At 75.0% G+C, this 18,847-nt stretch carries 17 protein-coding genes and 1 pseudogene; 9 read left to right on the top strand and 9 right to left on the bottom strand.

What is annotated here, in order from left to right:
* Nucleotides 1–75: 75 nt before the first annotated feature.
* Nucleotides 76–1,038, bottom strand: coding sequence for a complex I subunit 1/NuoH family protein (locus tag GA0070606_RS19415; RefSeq protein WP_091102422.1), 963 nt, complete (start codon nucleotides 1,036–1,038; stop codon nucleotides 76–78).
* A gap of 269 nt (nucleotides 1,039–1,307) precedes the next feature.
* Nucleotides 1,308–1,907, bottom strand: a pseudogene (locus GA0070606_RS19410) (NADH-quinone oxidoreductase subunit C); the annotation flags it as partial.
* Between the two features lie 177 nt (nucleotides 1,908–2,084).
* On the opposite strand from GA0070606_RS19410, the gene GA0070606_RS19405 reads away from it, so the two are divergent.
* Complete coding sequence (locus tag GA0070606_RS19405) at nucleotides 2,085–3,131, top strand: glucose 1-dehydrogenase (protein WP_091102415.1); 1,047 nt, start codon at nucleotides 2,085–2,087, stop codon at nucleotides 3,129–3,131.
* A gap of 7 nt (nucleotides 3,132–3,138) precedes the next feature.
* Here the strand turns inward: GA0070606_RS19405 and GA0070606_RS19400 are convergent, their stop codons facing one another.
* Nucleotides 3,139–4,455, bottom strand: coding sequence for a DUF2252 domain-containing protein (locus tag GA0070606_RS19400; RefSeq protein ID WP_091102413.1), 1,317 nt, complete (start codon nucleotides 4,453–4,455; stop codon nucleotides 3,139–3,141).
* A gap of 136 nt (nucleotides 4,456–4,591) precedes the next feature.
* On the opposite strand from GA0070606_RS19400, the gene GA0070606_RS19395 reads away from it, so the two are divergent.
* On the top strand, nucleotides 4,592–5,341 hold the full coding sequence (locus GA0070606_RS19395; protein WP_091102410.1) for a VOC family protein: 750 nt from the start codon (nucleotides 4,592–4,594) through the stop codon (nucleotides 5,339–5,341).
* A 132-nt stretch (nucleotides 5,342–5,473) separates the two neighbouring features.
* On the opposite strand, the gene GA0070606_RS19390 is transcribed toward GA0070606_RS19395, so the two are convergent.
* On the bottom strand, nucleotides 5,474–6,034 hold the full coding sequence (locus tag GA0070606_RS19390) for an NADH-quinone oxidoreductase subunit B (RefSeq protein ID WP_091102407.1): 561 nt from the start codon (nucleotides 6,032–6,034) through the stop codon (nucleotides 5,474–5,476).
* A gap of 313 nt (nucleotides 6,035–6,347) precedes the next feature.
* Here GA0070606_RS19390 and GA0070606_RS19385 point away from each other — a divergent pair, with 313 nt between their 5' ends.
* The 3 genes from GA0070606_RS19385 (at nucleotide 6,348) to GA0070606_RS19375 (ending at nucleotide 9,276) form a co-directional block, all read left to right on the top strand.
* Complete coding sequence (locus tag GA0070606_RS19385; RefSeq protein WP_091102404.1) at nucleotides 6,348–7,280, top strand: hypothetical protein; 933 nt, start codon at nucleotides 6,348–6,350, stop codon at nucleotides 7,278–7,280.
* A gap of 246 nt (nucleotides 7,281–7,526) precedes the next feature.
* Complete coding sequence (locus GA0070606_RS19380; protein ID WP_425413060.1) at nucleotides 7,527–8,078, top strand: sigma-70 family RNA polymerase sigma factor; 552 nt, start codon at nucleotides 7,527–7,529, stop codon at nucleotides 8,076–8,078.
* Nucleotides 8,071–9,276 carry a hypothetical protein gene (locus GA0070606_RS19375; protein ID WP_141721734.1) on the top strand — a complete coding sequence of 402 codons (1,206 nt, stop codon included), beginning with the start codon at nucleotides 8,071–8,073 and terminating at the stop codon, nucleotides 9,274–9,276. Before GA0070606_RS19380 ends, GA0070606_RS19375 begins: the two co-directional genes overlap by 8 nt.
* 36 nt (nucleotides 9,277–9,312) lie before the next feature.
* Here GA0070606_RS19375 and GA0070606_RS19370 read toward each other — a convergent pair whose 3' ends face one another.
* From GA0070606_RS19370 to GA0070606_RS19360, 3 genes are read right to left on the bottom strand one after another with little or no spacing between them, the layout of a single operon-like run.
* Nucleotides 9,313–10,806: a pyridoxal phosphate-dependent decarboxylase family protein gene (locus GA0070606_RS19370; protein ID WP_091102394.1), complete on the bottom strand. Its 1,494-nt coding sequence runs from the start codon at nucleotides 10,804–10,806 to the stop codon at nucleotides 9,313–9,315.
* On the bottom strand, nucleotides 10,803–12,269 hold the full coding sequence (locus tag GA0070606_RS19365; RefSeq protein WP_091102390.1) for an MFS transporter: 1,467 nt from the start codon (nucleotides 12,267–12,269) through the stop codon (nucleotides 10,803–10,805). The genes GA0070606_RS19370 and GA0070606_RS19365 overlap by 4 nt, the downstream gene beginning before the upstream one ends.
* A gap of 32 nt (nucleotides 12,270–12,301) precedes the next feature.
* Entirely contained in the window at nucleotides 12,302–12,616 is a 315-nt protein-coding gene (locus GA0070606_RS19360) for an MGMT family protein (protein ID WP_091102387.1), read from the bottom strand.
* Nucleotides 12,617–12,677: 61 nt separating this feature from the next.
* Here GA0070606_RS19360 and proB point away from each other — a divergent pair, with 61 nt between their 5' ends.
* From proB to GA0070606_RS19340, 4 genes are all read left to right on the top strand, one after another.
* Nucleotides 12,678–13,787, top strand: a complete 1,110-nt coding sequence (proB, locus tag GA0070606_RS19355; RefSeq protein WP_176737367.1) for a glutamate 5-kinase — start codon at nucleotides 12,678–12,680, stop codon at nucleotides 13,785–13,787.
* Between the two features lie 10 nt (nucleotides 13,788–13,797).
* A complete protein-coding gene (locus GA0070606_RS19350; RefSeq protein ID WP_091102382.1) occupies nucleotides 13,798–15,042 on the top strand; it encodes a glutamate-5-semialdehyde dehydrogenase in 1,245 nt (414 codons plus the stop codon).
* Nucleotides 15,043–15,378: 336 nt separating this feature from the next.
* Nucleotides 15,379–15,999 (top strand): hypothetical protein, encoded by a 621-nt coding sequence (locus GA0070606_RS19345; RefSeq protein ID WP_091102379.1) that lies wholly within the window; start codon nucleotides 15,379–15,381, stop codon nucleotides 15,997–15,999.
* A gap of 36 nt (nucleotides 16,000–16,035) precedes the next feature.
* Nucleotides 16,036–16,551: an SUKH-4 family immunity protein gene (locus GA0070606_RS19340; RefSeq protein ID WP_091102376.1), complete on the top strand. Its 516-nt coding sequence runs from the start codon at nucleotides 16,036–16,038 to the stop codon at nucleotides 16,549–16,551.
* Between the two features lie 130 nt (nucleotides 16,552–16,681).
* Here the strand turns inward: GA0070606_RS19340 and GA0070606_RS19335 are convergent, their stop codons facing one another.
* Nucleotides 16,682–17,527, bottom strand: coding sequence for a prenyltransferase/squalene oxidase repeat-containing protein (locus GA0070606_RS19335; protein ID WP_245724973.1), 846 nt, complete (start codon nucleotides 17,525–17,527; stop codon nucleotides 16,682–16,684).
* Between the two features lie 71 nt (nucleotides 17,528–17,598).
* A complete protein-coding gene (moeZ, locus tag GA0070606_RS19330; RefSeq protein WP_091102373.1) occupies nucleotides 17,599–18,780 on the bottom strand; it encodes an adenylyltransferase/sulfurtransferase MoeZ in 1,182 nt (393 codons plus the stop codon).
* Nucleotides 18,781–18,847 lie beyond the last annotated feature (67 nt).

Genomic DNA, 18,847 nt, shown 5'->3' with positions numbered 1-18,847 from the left:
CCGATGTGCCGGGGCAGGAAATGCAAGATCCACGCGAGTCAGGGGGCGGGACGAGGGCGGGGAGGACGGGAGGGATTACAGGGCGACGCGGACGGCGGCGGTGAGGACGAGCTGGCCGAGGGAGACGGGGACGAGCACCAGCCAGCAGAGGCGCTGGAGCTGGTCCTCGCGCAGCCGGGGATAGGAGACCCGGAGCCAGATGATCAGGAACGAGACGGCGAAGACCTTGAGCAGGGTCCACAGCCAGCCGAGCTGCGCGTCGGCGAACGGCCCCTGCCAGCCGCCGAGGAAGAGCACGGTGGTGAGCGCGGCGATCACCACGATGCCGACGTACTCGGCGAGCAGGAAGAACGCGAACCGCAGGCCCGTGTACTCCGTCATGTAGCCGAAGACCAGCTCCGAGTCGGCGACCGGCATGTCGAACGGCGGGCGGCGGATCTCGGCGAGCCCGGCGAGGAAGAAGACGACCATGGCCGGGGCCTGCCAGAGCAGCCACCACGGCTGCCACGCCTCGACGATGCCGGAGAGGCTGAGCGTGCCGGCCGCCATCGCCACCGACGCGGCGGCCAGCACCAGCGGCAGCTCGTAGCCGAGCAGCTGGGCGGCGCCGCGCAGGCCGCCGAGGAGGCTGTACTTGTTGGCCGACGCCCACGCCGACATCAGCACCGCCACGACGCCCACGCCCACGACGGCCAGCACGAAGAACAGGCCGATGTCCAGCGGCTGCCCGACCAGGTCGTCCGGGCCGAGCGGGATCACCAGCAGGACCAGCAGATAGGGCACGAGCGCGACGACCGGGGCGAGCCGGAAGACGGCCCGGTCCGCCTCCCGGGGCGTGACGTCCTCCTTCTGCACGAACTTCACGCCGTCGGCGATCAGCTGGGCCCAGCCGTGGAAGCCGCCCGCGTACATCGGGCCGAGCCGGCCCTGCATGTGCGCCATCACCTTGTGCTCGACCTGACCGACCACCAGCGGCAGGGTGAGGAACGCGACCAGCACGCCGCCCACCCGGATCACCAGCTCCAACCACAGCGGCATCAGGGCGTACCTCCGTCGTCGGCCCGCTCGGTCGCGGCCGGCCCCTCCCGCGACGGCCGGTCGGCCGGCGGACCGGAGCGGGCGGTCCCCGCGCCGCGACCGCCGGGCGCACCCGGCAGCGGACCGGCCTCGGCGGCGGTCGGCTCGGCGGGCGCCGCGCCGCCCGGGGCCGCCGGGCCGGCGGGCCGGGCCGGGCGGGCTCCCGGGGCCGGCCGGGCGGGCCGCTCCCGGGCGGGGCGGGCCGGGACGCCGCCGCGCGGACCCTCGCCGGCGCCGCCCGCGCCGGCCGGGGTCGGCGTGGTGCCCCACTCCCCCGGCGCGGGCACGCCCGGCGGGCGGATCGGGCGGCGCCCCCCGCCGGCCTCGGACTCACCCGGCTCCTTGGCGCCCGGCCAGGGCTTGGCCACCCGGGAGGCGAGCACGAACTCCTTGCGCAGCGGATGCCCCTCGAACTCGGGCGGCAGCAGCAGCGGCGCCAGCCCGGCATGGCCGGGAAAGTCGATGCCGAACATCTCGTGCGTCTCCCGCTCGTGCCAGGCGGCGCCCGGGTAGACGTCGACCACCGACGCGACGGCCGGCGCCTCGCGGGGCACCCGGGTGCGCAGCAGCAGCCCGTGCCGGTGAGTGGTGGACCAGAGGTGCGCCACCACGTCGAAGCCGCCCGCCAGCTCGTCCACCGCGGAGAGCCAGTCGAAGAAGTCGCAGGCCAGCTCCGCGTCGTCGCGCGCGGCGCGGAGCGCGTCCGGCCAGGCCGCCAGGGGTACGTCGACGGTGGCGCGGGCGTGCGCCTGACCGCCGGAGACCGACGGGGTCGCCTCGGCGGGCGCGAGCAGCGCGACCATCCGCTGGCCGACCTCTTCCGGAGTCATGCCGCTGATCCTAGGTGTTCCGCCGGCAGGGGTCAGGGACGCGGCCGGCCGGCGGGTGACCGCCGCCCCGGCCGACTTCCGCCGACGGGAGCAGCGGTACGCCGGCCGGCCCGGGGTGGTCGCGTCATCTGGCCGGTTCGCCGGGCGGTGGGCGGGGCGGCGGGGAAAGATGAGGTCGTGCGCGCTGTGACTGTCACCCCGGGTGTCGCCGACTCCCTGCGGCTCGTGGAGGACCATCCCGAGCCGCCGCCCGAGGAGGGCGCGATCCTGGTCGAGGCGCTGTCGGTCGGGATCTGCGGCACCGACCACGAGATCATCGCTGGCCACTACGGCGAGGCGCCGCCCGGCGTGGACCGGCTGGTGCTGGGGCACGAGTCGCTGGGCCGGGTGCTGGAGGACCCGTCGGGCACCCTGCAACCCGGCGACCTGGTGGCCGGGATCGTCCGGCACCCCGACCCGGTGCCCTGCCCGAACTGCGCGGTCGGCGAGTGGGACATGTGCCGCAACGGGCGGTTCACCGAGCACGGCATCAAGGCGTTGCCCGGCTTCGCCCGGGACCGGTGGCGGCTGCAACCCCGGTTCGCCGTCGGGCTGGACCGGGCCCTCGCCCCGGTCGGCATGCTGCTGGAGCCGGCCAGCGTGGTGGCCAAGGCGTGGGACCACATCGAGCGGATCGGCGCCCGTGCCGAGTGGCAGCCGCAGACCGTGCTGGTCACCGGCGCCGGGCCGATCGGCCTGCTGGCGGCGCTGCTGGCGACGCAGCGCGGGCTCGCCGTGCACGTGCTGGACCGCAACACCACCGGGCCGAAGCCGGAGCTGGTCCGGGCGCTCGGAGCGACCTACCACACCGTGCCGGTCAGCGAGCTGGACTTCGAGCCGGACGTGGTGCTGGAGTGCACCGGGGCGCCGGCCGTCGTCCTCGACGTGATGTGCAAGGCCGGCCCGACCGGCATCGTCTGCCTCACCGGGGTCTCCAGCGGCGGGCGGACCATCGACTTCGACGCGGGCGCCCTCAACCGTTCCCTGGTGCTGGAGAACAACGTCGTGTTCGGTTCCGTCAACGCCAACCGGCGGCACTGGGACCTGGCCGCCGAGGCGCTGACCCGGGCCGACCAGTCGTGGCTCGGCTCGCTGATCACCCGCCGGGTGCCGGTGGAGGCGTACGCGCGGGCGTACGCCCCCGAGCCGGACGACATCAAGGTGGTGCTGGACTTCGGCTCCTGACCTCGGGTCAGAGGCCGGGCAGCCGGCCGTTGCGGAACAGGTCGACGAAGAGCTGGTGGTCCTGTCGGGTCCGCACCCCGTACGCGTGGGCGAAGTCGACCAGGTGGGCCACGAAGCCCGCCTCGTCGGCGTCCACCGCCGCCACGATCGCCTCCTCGGTGGAGTGGTCCACGAGGTCGTGGCTCGACTCGTCGTCGGCGACCGAGTGCATCCGGGCGACCGCCCGGCCCAGGTCGGCCAGCACCCCGGCCAGTTCCTCCGGCTCGTTCACCTCGGCCCAGTCCAGGTCGGCCGCGTACGGGGAGACCTCGGCGACGAGCTGACCGACCCCGTCCAGCTCGGTGAAGCCCAGCCACGGGTCGGCGTGCGCCTGGAGCGCCCGCTGCGACTCGGCGGTGCGGTGCCCCTGGTGCCGGAAGTAGCCGGCGATCGCCTCGTCGGCGATGTGCCGGGCCACCGCCGGCACCTGGGCCTGCTTCATGTAGATGACGACGTCGTTCTCCAGCGCCTCGGTGTGCCCCTCCAGCAGCAGGTTGTACGACGGCAGCCCGGCCGAGCCGATGCCCACGCCCTTGCGCAGCACCACGTCCTTGATGCGGGTCGCCACCGGGCGGAGCCGCGCCGAGGAGACCGGCAGCGTGCCGAGGTAGTCGTCGAACGCGGCGCAGACCTTCTCCCGGGTCTCGTCGTCGACCGCGAAGACCCCGTCGCCGAGGGAGAACCGGCGCTCGTGGTTGTCGACGGTGGTCTGCGCGGCGAGCAGGTCGACCCGGGTGTTGAGCCGGGCCTGCTGGAGCACCCGGCGCAGCACGCCGTCGGCGTTGTCCAGGGTGATCGAGCCGATGGCGTCGTCGCCGCCCGCGGCGATCGCCCGCAGTTCGGTCAGGTACGACCCGGCGAAGCCGGCGACCAGGTCGCTGATCGCCCGGTCGGAGAGCGCCTTGGCGTAGCCGAGCAGGGCCACGCTGGCCGCCAGGCGCCTGAGGTCCCAGCTGAACGGCCCGACGTACGCCTCGTCGAAGTCGTTGACGTTGAACACCAGCCGCCCGGACGCGTTCATGTACGTGCCGAAGTTCTCCGCGTGCAGGTCGCCGTGGATCCACACCCGGCTGGTCCGGTCGTCGAGGAACCGGTCGTCGGCGAAGTCGCCGAGCTGGTCGGCGTAGAACAGGGAGGCGCTGCCCCGGTAGAAGGCGAACGGCGAGGCGGCCATCTTGCGGAACTTGCGCCGGAAGGCGGCCGGGTCGAGCGCCATCGACTCGCCGAACTCCTCGGTGAGCACGTGGACGATGTGGGCGGAACGCTGGTCCGCGGACTGGGTCATGGCCCGCACGCTAACCCTCGGTCGCCACCCGCCGGCCCGACCGGCCCACCGCCCCTGCCGCGACCGGACTGCAAACGGTTGCATGTGCGCGGAGATCGATCGTCTGCCACAGTCGTCCCGTCGAACCCGGGAGGCGATGACGATGCCCGTGAACCCTGTTCAACCGACCGAGACCGTCGTGCCGTTGCTGCCCTGCGTCGATGCCGACGCGACACTGGCCTTCTGGCGTGCGCTGGGCTTCGCGGTGACCTACGAACAGAAGAAACCCTATCTGTCCCTGGCGTTCCGGTGGAGCGGGTTCGAGCTGCAGTACAAGGCCGCGTCAGGCAACGTGGACACCGCGCTCGAGAACACCGGCGGATGCCTGGTGATGGTCGACGACGTCGCGCCCTACCACGCGGCGTTCACCGAGGCGATGCGTCGCGCGTACGGCGAGGTGCTCGCCGAGGGGCTGCCTCGGATGACCCGGTACCGGCCGGGCGCGTCCCGGTTCACCGTCCTGGATCCGTCCGGCAACTCGATCGTCTTCATCCAGCGGGACGAGCCGATGGAGCTGGAGTACGGCGGCTCCAAGCGACTCGAAGGGCTGGCCCGGGTCCTGGACAACGCGCGGATCCTGCGGGAGTTCAAGAACGACGACCGGGCCGCCTTCCGGGCGTTGAACTCCGGGCTGCGCCGCCACGGCGACAGCGCGCCCGTCGTGCAGCGGGCGACGGCGCTGGCCGCGCTCATCGAGCTGTCCACGGCGCTCGGGGAGCCGGAGCGGGTGGCGGAGTGGGGAGCCCGCCTCCGAGAGCTGACCCTGACGGCGGAGGAGCGTCGTCAGGTCGAGTCCGCCGTCGCCGACCCCACCGCGCTCAGGCCGTGGTGGCCCGCCGGATCCTGACGCCCCGGTGCCGCGCTTCCGGGGCGCCGCGGTCACGCCGCGGCCCCGCGCCGCGGGCCTGCGACCGCCCTCGGCGGTCGGGGCCTGCGGCCGCCTCGGCGGTCGAGGTCACGGCCGGTCGCCCGGCGCCGTTCAGCCGGCCGGGGGACGCACCGGTGGCGCGGTGAGGGACTCCACCGGGCGGGGCGGGGCGTCGGCCGGCGGGGCGAGCGCGTCCGGCCGGGACACCCCGCCGACCCCGGACTGCTCGGCGGCGATCTTCTCCTGAAGGCGGAGGATGCCGTGCAGCAGCGCCTCCGGCCGGGGCGGGCAGCCCGGCACGTAGACGTCGACCGGGATGAGCTGGTCGACGCCCTTGGTCACCGAGTAGGAGTCCCAGTAGGGGCCGCCGCAGTTGGAGCACGCGCCGAACGAGATGACGTACTTCGGCTCGGGCATCTGGTCGTAGAGCCGCTTGATGGCGGGGGCCATCTTGTCGGTGACCGTGCCGGAGACCACCATCAGGTCGGCCTGCCGGGGGCCGTGCGCGAAGGGGATCACGCCCAGCCGGATGAAGTCGTGCCGGCCCATGCTGGTGGCGATGAACTCGATCGCGCAGCAGGCCAGGCCGAAGTTGAAGACCCAGAGCGAGTAGCGGCGGCCCCAGTTCAGCACGAACCGGATCGGCTCACCGAGCACTCCCGGCACCTGCACGACCGCCCCCTTCCCCGGACCCCGCACCAAGTCAACCACAGCCGCCGGCGGCGCCGACCGGTCCCTCGACGCCGACCGGTCCCTCGACGCCGACCGCGCGCTCGGCGCCGACCGGTCGCTCGACACCAGCCGCGCGCTCGACACCGGCCGCGCGCTCGGCCGCCGGCGCCCCGGTCGCACCACTGTCGGTTACGTGACCCCGATCCGCGCCGTCGCCGCGCAACCCGCCTCCCGGCCCGTGGGTGTCTGTCCCGTGACACCCGCCCGACGGCGAGAGGCCGCGGGCGGCACAACGGGGATCTGGAGGACAGACATGACCGGAACCATCACCCGTCGGCTCGTCGCCGGCGTCCTGGGGGCGGGACTCGCCCTGCTCGGCGCGGCGACGCCCGCCGCGCAGGCCGCCGCCCCGGCCGACACCTCGGTGTCGACCGGCCGGCTGGTGCTCGAACCGACCGACCGGGGGTACGCCGGAAGCCTGGCGGTGACCGTCACCTACCGAGGTACGCGGGCGTCCTACGTGAACATGACGATCACCGAGCCGGTGCCGGGCGCGTTCGCCGGCACGAACCCGGACGAGCCCTGCATGTACGGGGCCCCGAAGCCGGTGCGGACGATCTACTGCTACGTGCCGGGCGGCGCGCTCCAGCCCGGCGAGCGACGTCGGTTCACGGTCGACTTCCAGGTGTTGACGACCCCGCGGGCGTACGCGATGTCCGCGACCGGCGGTCGGGTGACGGTCGAGACCGGTGACGCGAACCCGGCCAACGACACCCGGGCGTTCGACACGCTGTTCCGCTCCACCACCGGCTCGCTGCGCGACGCCCGGCCGTACGTCTGGGACACCGCGACCGACGCGTCGCTGACGGTCGGGTCCGCCACCCTGACCCGGCAGGAGGACGGGAGCTGGCTGGGCCGGCTGCCGGTGACCGTGCGGGTGGCGGGCGACGCGGCGCACGACGCCTACTGGCTGGAGCCGACGCTGCCGTCGGGGGTGCGCCTCGCCGGCAGCGAGCCGCAGGAGCCGTGCACGGCCGCCTGCCCGGTCGCCGGCGGGCCGTTCATGCCGGGTGAGGAGCGGTCCCTGGCGCTGCTGTTCCGGGCGCCCGCCGAGATGGGCCCGGGCGACCTCGGCACCGGCTCGGTGCGGCTGTACGGGATCTTCGGCTGGGGCGGCGAGCTCACCGACGTCGACCCGGTCGACAACACCGCCACCTTCGCCGTCACCGCCGTCGCCGGCGACTGACGACGATCGACGGGCGTGCGGCCGTGGTGCGCCCACGGCCGCACGTCCGTGTTCGGGGTGCCCCTCGGCGCACGGCGCGGCGCCGCCGGCCCGTGGGGCACCCCGGCGGCCGCCGACGCGACGACGATCGGGGTGGCGGGAACGGCCCGCGCCGTCGGATGCCCGACGGCGCGGTGCCGCAACCCGTCGTCTGCCGGCGGGGTGTTACCGGCGCCAGACACCAGAGTGGCCCGACGGGGAGGGGCAGTGACAGTGACGATGGGGGCCCGCGCGAACGAACCACCGCCGGTCGAGAAGCGGGACGACTCCCCGCTCGTCTTCGACGCCTTCTACCACGCGCACTTCGGGAGCGTGACCGCGCAACTCTGCGCGTACACCGGGGACCTGGGCCAGGCCCAGGACCTGGCGCAGGAGGCGTTCTGCCGGGCGTTGGCGCGGTGGAACCGGCTGGTCCACTACGACGACCCGGTGGCCTGGGTGCGGCGGGTGGCCTGGAACCTCGCCCGCAGCCGGTGGCGGCGGCTGCGGACCGCCCGCGACCACCTGCTCCGGCAGCGGCGGGTGGAGGCGCAGGTGGCGGGCCCGACGCCGGACCGGGTGGCGCTGGAGGCGGCGTTGGCGTTGCTGCCGCCCCGGCAGCGCCGGGCGGTGGTGCTGCACTACCTCGCCGACCTGACCGTCGCCGAGATCGCCGCGCAGGAACACGTCGCCGAGGGGACGGTCAAGTCCTGGCTGCACCGGGGGCGGGCCTCGCTCGCCGCTTCCCTGCGGGACACCGAGGAGGCACAGGATGTCTGAACACGAGGCAGTGGTCTTCGCCGAGCGCTTCGCCCGGTACCGCACGGAGGTGTTGGCCGAGGTCGAGCCGCCCGGCCCGGCGGCCGTCCGCCGGCGCGTGCGGCAGCGCCGGCGCCGGACACTCGGCACGGCCGTCGCGGCGGCCCTGGCGCTGGGGACCGGCCCCGTCGTCGGGTACGCGGCGCTGACCGATCCGGCTCCCCCGCCGGGACCGGTGCAGCCCACCGGAACCCCGTCCGGCTCCCCGGCGCCCAGCACCTCGGCCGGTTCGTCGGCGCCGCCGACACCGACCGGCGCCGGCTCCTCTCCGGCGGCCCCCAACGGCCGGATCAGCCGGGCACAACTGCTCGCCACACCGGTGTCGCTGCCGGAGTGGCGGCCCGGCTCGGCCTGCCCGACCAAAGGCGCCCGACTGGTGGGCGAGGCGACCCGGGACGAGACGAACGTGCTGTTGGGGCTCGCGTACGGCGACGTCGACCGAGACGGCGCGACCGAGACGGTCGCGTTGACGCAATGTCTGCGCGGCACCGGCGGGCCGATGCAGGTGGTCGCGTTCGACCGCGATCCGGCCGGCGGGATCGTCACCCTGGGCCGGGTGGCGACCACCGCGCGCGAGACACCGCAGTGGATCACCGACCTGGAGGTCACCCCCGGCGGCCTGGTGCGGGTGCAGGTGGCCGACCTCGCCCCGGGCGGCGGCTGGCCGCTCGACTGGTCGCAGCGGCAGTGGCGCGGCTACCGCTGGGGCGACGGGCGGTTCACGCAGGTGGAGGGGCCGACCACGTTCGGCCCGAACCCGTACTTCGCCGACCTCGCGGTCTCCGCGACGGACCTCACGCTCAGCACGGCCGAGGACGGCTCACGGTCGGGCACCGTGGAGGTGCTGGTCCGGCACCTGCGTGGCCGGGAGGTGACCAGGGCGGTCCTCGACCTCGACCTGCCGGGGCAACTGCGGCTCGTCGGGGGCTCGACGGCCTGCGCCGACGACACCGGGCTGAGGGCCGCCCCGCTCGTCTGCCGGCTCGGCCCGATCGCGCCGGGCAGCGAGGTCCGCCTCCGGCTGGAGCTGCGGGTGCCACCGGGGTCGGCCCTCGCCGCGGGCTCGGCGCAGGTGAGCGTGGTCCCGTACGGACCGGGCGGCCACCACCTGATCGAACCCGACCGCGACAACAACACCGCCACGATCAACTGGCGGTGACCGGGCCCGGCGCGGTGTCCGCCACCCCGCCGGGCCTCAGTACGTCGGGCGTTGCAGCAGGCCGACGAACTCCACGAGGAGGCGTTCCCGCAGCGCGGGCGGCGCGGCGTCGAGCAGGGTGTTCACCGCCGCCATCCGGTCCGGTGCCGGGCCGGCCCCGGCGGCCGGCCCGCCCAGTCCCAGCCCGGCCGCGAGGCCGGCGACCAGGTCCGGGGTGAGCGCGTCGGCGGTCAGCGTGCCGGCGAGGGCGAGCAGGTCACCGGGGAGCGCGACCGGCCCGGCCGCCCGCGCGGCGGCCACCGCCTCGGCGAGGGCCGGACCGAACTCCGCCACCCGTGGCGCCACCGCGGCGGTCACCGTCAGGTGCACGCTGCGCGGCAGGTCGGCGTACGCGAGCTGGGGCTGGGTGTGCCAGCCCCGGGCGGTCAGCTCGTCGACCAGCACGAAGAGGTCCAGCCCCGGATCGCTGGCGGTGAAGCAGACGACCGTCGACTCCGGCTCCGCCACCAGCCGCAGCCCGTCGACCGCGCGGACGGCGTCCGCCAGCCCGGCCACGGCGTCCCGCGTCGCCGCCGCGAGCCGCAGGTAACCGTCGTCGCCGAGGTGCCGCAGGGTCGCGTACGCGGCGGCGATCGGGCCGCCGGAGCGGGTGGAGGCGATGACCGGGTTGACCATCGTGTAGCCGGGCCAGTCCGCGTACGCGAAGTACTGCGGGGCGCGCAGCGCCGCGTCGCGGTGCAGCAGCACCGAGACGCCCTTCGGGGCGTACGCGTACTTGTGCAGGTCGACCGAGATCGAGGTGACCCCGGCGACGGCGAAGTCGAACGGCGGCACGTCCGCCCCGAGCCGGCGCAGGTACGGCAGGGTCCAGCCGCCGAAGCAGGCGTCGACGTGGCAGCGCACTCCGGCCTCGGCGGCCGCCCCGGCGATCCCGGCGACCGGGTCGACGACGCCGTGCGCGTACGAGGGGGCGGAGCAGGCCACCAGCACGGTCTCCGGGCCGATGGCGGCGGCCACGTCGGTGACGGCCGGCCGCAGCGTGGACGCGGACACGGGCACCGTGTCCACGGCGACCCGCAGGTAGTGGGCCGCCTTCGCGAACGCGGCGTGCGCGCTGGCCGGCACCACGATCCGGGGCGCGGCGATCTCGGGGTGGGCGTCGCGGGCGGCCTTCACGGCCAGGATCAGCGACTCCGTGCCGCCGCTGGTGACGCTGCCGACCGCGTCCGGCGCGGCGCTGCCGGGGCCGCCGCCGAGCAGCCGGGCGGCCGCGCCGACCAGCGCGTTCTCCATCGCCAGCAGCGACGGGAAGGCGGTCGGGTCGAGCCCGTTGACGTGCGCGCTCTCGGCGTGCGCGGCGGCGGCCAGGTCGTCCAGGCCCGGCACGGCGGGGTCGTACACGTACGCGAAGAGCCGCCCCCCGTGGGTGGGCCGGTCGGCGGCCCGCAGCGCGCGCACCTCGGCCAGCACCCGCTCGGCGGGCAGCCCGGTCCCGGGCAGCGCGCTGCCGCCCGGCCTCTCGTCGGTCATGGAGTCGTGACGCCCTTTCCGTGGGTGCGGTGGCTGTCGTCCCCGGCCGCGGGGGCGGCGGGGGCGGGCCCGGCGGCGGCGAGGCGGGCCGGGGTCAGGTCGTAGGGGCGCAGGAGGAGGGTGGCCAGGGCGACCAGGAGGGCGGGCAGCACGGTGAAGCCGAGCAGGATGCCGAGGCGGGCGGTGTCGGGCTGGGCGGCGGCGGTGCCGGTGTCGGAGGAGACGTAGCCGCCGAGCTGGAGCACCAGCCCGAAGATGCCCGGCCCGAGGGCCAGCCCGAGGGTCTCCCCCGCCGTCCAGAGGCCGGTGAACACGCCGGCCTGCCGCCGGCCGGTGCGCGCCGTGTCGTACGCGATGCAGTCCGGGAGCATGGCGAGGGCGAAGACCTGCTGGCCGGCGTATCCGACGCCGACCAGCGCGACCAGGAGGTAGACCACCACCGCGGGCAGCACCGGCGCGGCGACCAGGCCCAGCGCGCCCGCCGCGAAGATCAGCGACGCGGCGACCAGCGCGGCGAGCTTGCCGACCCGGGCGCCGACCCGGGTCCAGAGGGGCATCACCAGCAGCGCCGGCCCGACGAAGCAGACGAAGAGCAACGTCGGCCCGCCCTCGGGGTCGCGCAGGATCTGGTCGGCGAAGTAGTTGACCCCGGCGAGGATGGTGGCCACCCCGGCGGACTGCACCACGAAGCAGGCCAGCAGCGCCCGGAACGGCCGGTTGCGACCGGCGACGGCGAGCTGGGCGCGCAGCGTCGGCTCGCTCTCCCCCACCGCGCCCTCCCCGGCGGCGCGGGTGCCGAGGAACGCGCCGACCGCGCCGAGCACGATCAGCCCGGCGACGAAGATTCCCATCCAGCGGTGCCCCGGGACGCCCCCGCCGCCCGCGTCGCGCACCAGCGGGGCGACCGCGCCGGAGACCAGGATGGCCAGCGCCAGCACCGCGATCCGCCAGCTCATCAGGCGGGTACGTTCGGCGTAGTCGCCGGTCAGCTCGGCCGGCATCGCCACGTACGGCACCTGGAAGAAGGCGAACGCGGTGGCGGTGGCGAGGAAGGCGACGGCGACGTACGCCCCGGCGGCCGGCCCGGCCCCGAACGGCGCGGCGAAGATGGCGGCGAAGAGCACGCCGAGGGCCGTCCCGGCGCCCAGCAGGTACGGCCGGCGGGCGCCCCAGCGCGACCGGGTGCGGTCGGAGATCCGGCCGGCGACGGGGTTGACCAGCACGTCCCACGCCTTCGGCAGGAGCACCAGCAGGGCGGCAGCGCCCGCCGCGACGCCGAGGGTGTCGGTCAGGTACGGCAGCAGGAGCAGCCCGGGCACGGTGCCGAACGCGCCCGTGGCCAGCGACCCCAGCGCGTATCCCGCGTGCACCCGGCGGGGCAGCGCGCCGGCGGCGCTCGGCGGGGTGGTGGCGGCCGGCGCGGCGGCGCTCGGCGAGCCGGCTCCACCCGGCGGCGCGTCCATGGGGCCGAATGTTACTCACGTTATGGCCCTCGTCACATCCCCTCTTCCGGGGACCAGCTCGCCGCCGCCATGTCCACCCCGTCGCCGCGCAGCGGCGTCCCCTCGGCCCGCAGCCGCGCCCGCGCCTCCCGCTCGTGACCGGGTGGCAGGCGGCCCGCCGAGTTCACCACCCGGTGCCAGGGCACGCCCCCGCCGTGCCGAGCCATGATCGAGCCGACCAGCCGGGCCGACGCCCGCCCCGAGCGTTCGGCGAGCGCGTCGGCGACCGCCCCGTACGACATCACCCGGCCGGGCGGGATCCGCTCGACCAGTTCCAGCACCGCCTCGACGTACTCGTCAGGTCTCACGACCGGCCACGATATGAGAAGGCGCCGGAGTCCGCCGGGACCGACCGCGCAGAATGGGCGGGTGCGCGACGCAGTCACGGCGGCCCGGCGGGTCGTCGTCAAGATCGGATCCTCCTCGTTGACCACCGCCGCCGGCGGGCTGGACGACGAGCGGGTCGACGCGCTCGTCGGCACCCTGGGCGCGCTCGCCGCCGAGGGCCGGGAGGTCGTGCTGGTCAGCTCCGGCGCGATCGCCGCCGGCCTCGCGCCGCTGGGGCTGTCCCGACGCCCGCGCGACCTGGCCACCCAGCAGGCCGCCGCCAGCGTCGGGCAGGGCCTGCTGATCGGCCGGTACGCCGCCGCCTTCGCCCGGCACGGGCTCACCGTCGGGCAGGTGCTGCTCACCGTCGACGACGTGACCCGGCGGGCGCACTACCGCAACGCCTACCGCACCCTGCGCAAGCTGCTCGACCTGCGGGCGGTGCCGATCGTCAACGAGAACGACACGGTGGCCACCGAGGAGATCCGGTTCGGCGACAACGACCGGCTGGCCGCCCTCGTCGCCGCCCTGGTCCACGCCGACCTGCTGGTGCTCCTGTCGGACGTGGACGCCCTCTGGACCGGCGACCCCACCCGCCCCGGCTCGAGCCGGATCAGCGAGGTGCACGACGAGCGCGACCTGACCGGGGTCGACATCGGCGGGGCGGGCCGGGCCGGGGTGGGCACCGGCGGCATGGTGACGAAGGTGGAGGCGGCCCGGATCGCCACCGGCTTCGGCATCCCGGTGGTGCTGACCGCCGCCCCGCTGGCCGCCCCGGCGCTGGCCGGCGAGCCGGTCGGCACCCTGTTCCATCCGAGCCGCCGACGCCCGGCGGCCCGGCTCTTCTGGCTGGCCCACGCCACCTCGCCCCGGGGGCGGTTGCACCTCGACCCGGGCGCCGTCGACGCGGTGGTGGGCCGGCGCAAGTCGCTGCTGCCCGCCGGGATCACGGCCGTGGACGGCGCGTTCACCGCCGGCGACCCGGTCGACCTGGTGGACGCCGGGGGCGCGCCGGTCGCCCGGGGCCTGGTCAACTACGACGCGGTGGAGCTGCCCGGGCTGCTCGGCCGGTCCACCACGGAACTCGCCGCGGCGCTCGGCCCGGCGTACGAACGGGAGGTCGTCCACCGCGACGACCTCGTGCTGCTGTGAGGAGTGCGCGATGAGCGTGAGCGAGCAGGCCCGGCGGGCGCGTACGGCGGCGGAGGCGCTGGCCGTCGCCACGCGTACGGCCAAGGACGCCGCGCTGGTGGCGATGGCCGACGCGCTGGTGGCGCGTACGCCGGAGATCCTGGCCGCGAACTCGGCGGACCTGGCGGCCGGGCGCGAGGCCGGGCTGAGCGCGGCCGTGCTGGACCGGCTGGCCCTCGACGCGGGGCGGGTGGCGGGCATCGCCGACGCGCTGCGGCAGATGGCGGCGCTGCCGGACCCGGTGGGCGAGGTGGTCCGGGGCTCGACCCTGCCCAACGGGCTGGAGCTGCGCCAGATCCGGGTGCCGTTCGGCGTGGTGGGCATCATCTACGAGGCCCGCCCGAACGTGACCGTCGACGCCGCCGGCATCTGCCTGAAGTCGGGCAACGCGGCGCTGCTGCGCGGCTCCTCGTCGGCGGCCAGGTCCAACGCCGCCCTGGTCGCCGTGCTGCGCGACGCGGTGGGCGACGCCGGCCTGCCGGCGGACGCGGTGCAGCTGCTCGACGCCGGCAGCCGCGACTCGGTCAAGGAGCTGATGCGCGCCCGGGGGCTGGTCGACGTGCTGATCCCGCGCGGCGGCGCGTCCCTGATCCGCACGGTGGTCGAGGAGTCCACCGTGCCGGTCATCGAGACCGGCGTGGGCAACTGCCACGTCTACGTCGACGCCGCCGCCGACCTGGCGAAGGCCGTCGCGATCGCGCTCAACGCGAAGACCCAGCGGCTGTCCACCTGCAACACCGCCGAGTCGCTGCTGGTGCACGCGGCGGTCGCCGACGCCTTCCTGCCGCCGATGCTGGCCGCCTTCGCCGAGGCGGGCGTCACCGTGCACGGCGACGAGCGGGTCGCCGCCCACGCGGCGGCGGTGGTGCCGGCCACCGACGAGGACTTCGCCACCGAGTACCTCTCCGCCGACATCGCCGTCGCCGTCGTCGACTCGCTCGACGCGGCGGTCGCGCACATCCGGCGGTACGGCACGGGCCACACCGAGGCGATCGTCACCGACTCGGCCACGGCGGCCCGGGAGTTCGTGGCCCGGGTGGACGCGGCGGTCGTGATGGTCAACGCCTCGACCCGGTTCACCGACGGCGGCGAGTTCGGCTTCGGCGCCGAGATCGGCATCTCCACGCAGAAGCTGCACGCGCGCGGGCCGATGGGCCTGCCCGAGCTGACCTCCACCAAGTACGTGGTGACCGGCGACGGCCACCTGCGAGGCTGACCGGCGGGGGCGGCGTCGGCCACACCGGACGGTGGGGCGGCGGTCGGGGACGCGCGGCACCGATAGCGTGGGTCGGGGCCGGCACGGCTTGTCCTGGGGCAGGCGGCGTGCTGGGCGAGAGCGCCCTGGAAGAGCAACTGGCACAGGCGCGGGCCGCGACAGCAACAAGGTCCACGACCCGTCGACCGGCAAGCGGCGGCTTCAACTGGACGGAACGGACACGTACGATAACCTCAGGCCGATGGACGCCTGGACGAACCGCGAACTCGGCAGGGAGATCTCCGTCGCGCTGCGGGACGTTCCCGAGGGCACGCCGGTCATCGTGAAGGTGATCCCGTGAGCAGCCCGCAGGATCCCGCCCGCCTCGACCGGATCCGGGAGAAGCTCGCGCTGCTGCGGCGCCTGGAGGCCGAGCGGGGCCTCGGCGTCGTCATCGGCGAGCCCACCCCGTTGGAGCCGATCCCCGACCTGCCCGGCGTCGCCGAGGTCTACGGCCTGTTCGGGCACGTGGCCGGCGACAACTTCCGGTTCGAGCCGCCCGACGAGATCCGCACTCCGGCGGCGTGGGCGGCCCGCACGGTGAACGAGAACGACCCGATGGGCAGCCCGTTGTCGGTCGGCCACGAGGTGCACAGCATCCCGCCCCGGCTGCGCGGCGAGATCAGGGCCGGGTCGCCGATCTACCTCGACACCGAGAACCTCGACGTGTACTGGATGGAGCCGGACGACTACGTCTTCCAGTACGAGCACCCCGACGAGGACGTGGAGTTCACCGTCATCGCCCCCGACGTCGCCACGTTCTTCGACGAGCACGTGTTCGGCCCCGGCTACCCGGAGCTGGTGGCCACGGTCCTCGGTCCCGGTGTCCGCGACGAGCGGCTGCGCAGGGGCCGGCACGCCGGTGAGTACGCCGACAACTGGCGGCGCCTGCTGATCGCCGCGGACCTGTCGTCCTGACGCTTTTCCGCCACCCGAGTCGCGAAGGGACCACCGATGGCCGTTGACCCCCGGTTCCGCTCACTGTGGAGCGAGGACGAGCTGATCCCGTACCCCCGGGAGGCGTGGCTGGAGGGGGGCTTCAGCCCCGACATGCTCCCCGCCGGCGACGAGATCCCGCTCGACGTGGAGGTCGTCTACACCGCCTTCCTCGAAGGCGACATCGAGCTGTTCGACACGATCCAGCTCAGCACCGAGGACGGCTCGCTCGACGTCAGGCTGATCGTGGTCGGCGCGGTCGCCGACAATCCCGACCTGCTCTACGTGCTCGACCCGAAGACCGGCGAGATCCTCCAGTTCGACCTGCAACAGCAGGACGTCCAGGCGGTCAACAGCAACTTCCGGACGTTCGTCGAGTTCCTCTACCAGTTCGCGCTCTTCGTGGAGGCCGACGAGGGAAAGGCGGGCCGGGCCGAGCGGGCCGAGACGCTGCGCACCGTGCTGGAGAGCATCGACCGCCCCGCCTTCGCCCCGGACGCCTGGTGGCCGCTGGTGCTCAGCCAGCTCCGCTGAGCCGGTCCCTCCGCCCCGACGACTCCGACACCCGCCTCCGCGACCACCGTCCCGGCGGCGGGCCCGGATCGCGCCGCCGTCGCCGGTGGGCCCGGCCGCCCCGGGCCGCCGGGCCCGGATCGCGCCGCCGTCAGCGGCAGGCCCGGATGGCGCTCAGCGTGGTGTGCACATCGAACTGGTGCCCGTCCTCGCTGTCCCAGCCGCCGTCGCTGCGTTGGGTCTCCGCCAGCCGCCGGCGCGCCCGCACCAGCAGCCAGTCCTGCTCGTCGATGCCGACGCGGCGCAGCGTCGCGGCCAGCCAGGCCGCGTCGCCCGGCGACAGCTCCGGCACCCGGTCGGCGAGCCGCACCTGGATCCGCGTCGCCTCGTGGAACATCTCCTGCCGGTGCAGGACGGCCGCGCCGAGCCAGCCGGCGGGCAGGAACGACGGCCAGCCGCCGTCCGGGCGCAGCCGGGCGACGAGCGACTGCGCGGCGGCGTGGACGACGCCCGCGTACGCCCCGCCGACCCGGTGGTCAAGCGGGCCGGCGGCCCGGGCGTCCAGGCCCGCGACGGTCAGCCAGAACCCGGCGTTGGCGGTCAGGTGGAACCCCGCCTCGGGATCGCCCGGCCGGGCCCACTCGGGGGCGACGTCGGCCAGCGCGGGGTCCTCCTCCCAGCCGCCGTCGGGCAACTGCCGGGCGGCCAGCCAGTCCAGCGCCCGGCGGGCCGCCGGGCGGCCCAGCGCGCCGAGGTCGTCCAACTCCGACAGGCGGAAGCAGGTGGCGTCGACCGACGCGACGTCCCCGCCCAGCGTCGCCGGCCAGCCGCCGCCGGGCGTCTGACCGACCTCGGCCGCGTCGAGCAGTTCGGGCGGCGGCGGCGCGCCGCTGCGCAGGTGGGAGAGCCGGGCACGGTCCACCTCGTCCCCGTGCGCCACGACGAACCCGACCGCGGCATCGATGTCGACCACGGCGGCAACGCTACCTGCGCGGATGTGATCGCGCCTCGGCGAATCGGCCGAGGTCGCGGGGGTCGGGAGGGCCCGCCGCGACCTCGGCCGACCCGTCAGTACGCGGGCAGCGACGGGTCGATCTGCTTGATCCAGGAGAGCACGCCGCCCTGCACGTGCACCGCGTCGCGGAACCCGGCCGCCTTCAGCGCGGCGAGCGCCTCGGCGGAGCGGACCCCGGACTTGCAGTGCAGCACGATCTGCCGGTCCTGCGGCAGCCTGGCCAGCGCCTCCCCCGAGATGATCTCGCCCTTGGGGATGAGCGTCGCGCCGGGGATCCGGACGATCTCGTACTCGGCCGGCTCGCGCACGTCGACGAGGAAGACGTCCTTGCCGGCGTCCTGCCACTCCTTCAGCTCCAGCGCGGTGATGGTCGCGTCGACCACCGCCTCCTGGGCCTCCACCGACACCGCGCCGCAGAAGTCCTCGTAGTCCTCCAGCAGGTCGGTGACCGTGGGGTTCTCGCCGCAGAGCACGCAGTCCGGGTCCTTCCGGACCTTGATCTTGCGGTAGCTCATCTCCAGGGCGTCGTAGACCATCAGCCGGCCGACCAGCGGCTCGCCGATGCCGGCGAGCAGCTTGATCGCCTCGTTGACCTGGATCGAGCCGATCGACGCGCAGAGCACACCGAGCACGCCCCCCTCGGCGCAGGACGGCACCATGCCGGGCGGCGGGGGCTCCGGGTAGAGGCAGCGGTAGCAGGGGCCGTGCTCGGCCCAGAAGACCGACGCCTGGCCGTCGAAGCGGTAGATCGACCCCCAGACGTACGGCTTGCCGAGCAGCACCGCCGCGTCGTTGACCATGTAGCGGGTGGCGAAGTTGTCCGTGCCGTCGACGATCAGGTCGTAGCGGGAGAAGATGTCCCGCACGTTCTCCCGGTCCAGTGCGGTGTTGTGGATCTCGACGTGCACCAGCGGGTTGATCTCGCGGATCGAGGCGGCGGCCGACTCGGCCTTGGAGCGGCCCACGTCGGAGACGCCGTGGATGATCTGGCGCTGGAGGTTGGACTCGTCGACGGTGTCGAAGTCGATGATGCCGAGGGTGCCGACGCCGGCGGCGGCCAGGTACATCAGGGCCGGCGAGCCGAGGCCGCCGGCGCCGACGCAGAGCACCCGGGCGTTCTTCAGCCGCTTCTGCCCCTCGACCCCGACGTCCGGGATGATCAGGTGGCGCGAGTAGCGGCGGATCTCGTCAACGGTCAGCTCGGCGGCGGGCTCGACGAGCGGGGGCAACGACACGGTGGACTCCCCGGGATCGGCTGAAGGCGAACCGGGTCATTGTCGCTCGCACGCACCTCGATCGGCC

This window comes from Micromonospora citrea (genome assembly GCF_900090315.1).
In the GTDB taxonomy this organism is placed as follows: Bacteria; Actinomycetota; Actinomycetes; order Mycobacteriales; family Micromonosporaceae; genus Micromonospora; species Micromonospora citrea.
Note: the sequence above shows the minus strand (reverse complement) of the source record. Positions and strands in the feature narration are given on the sequence as shown.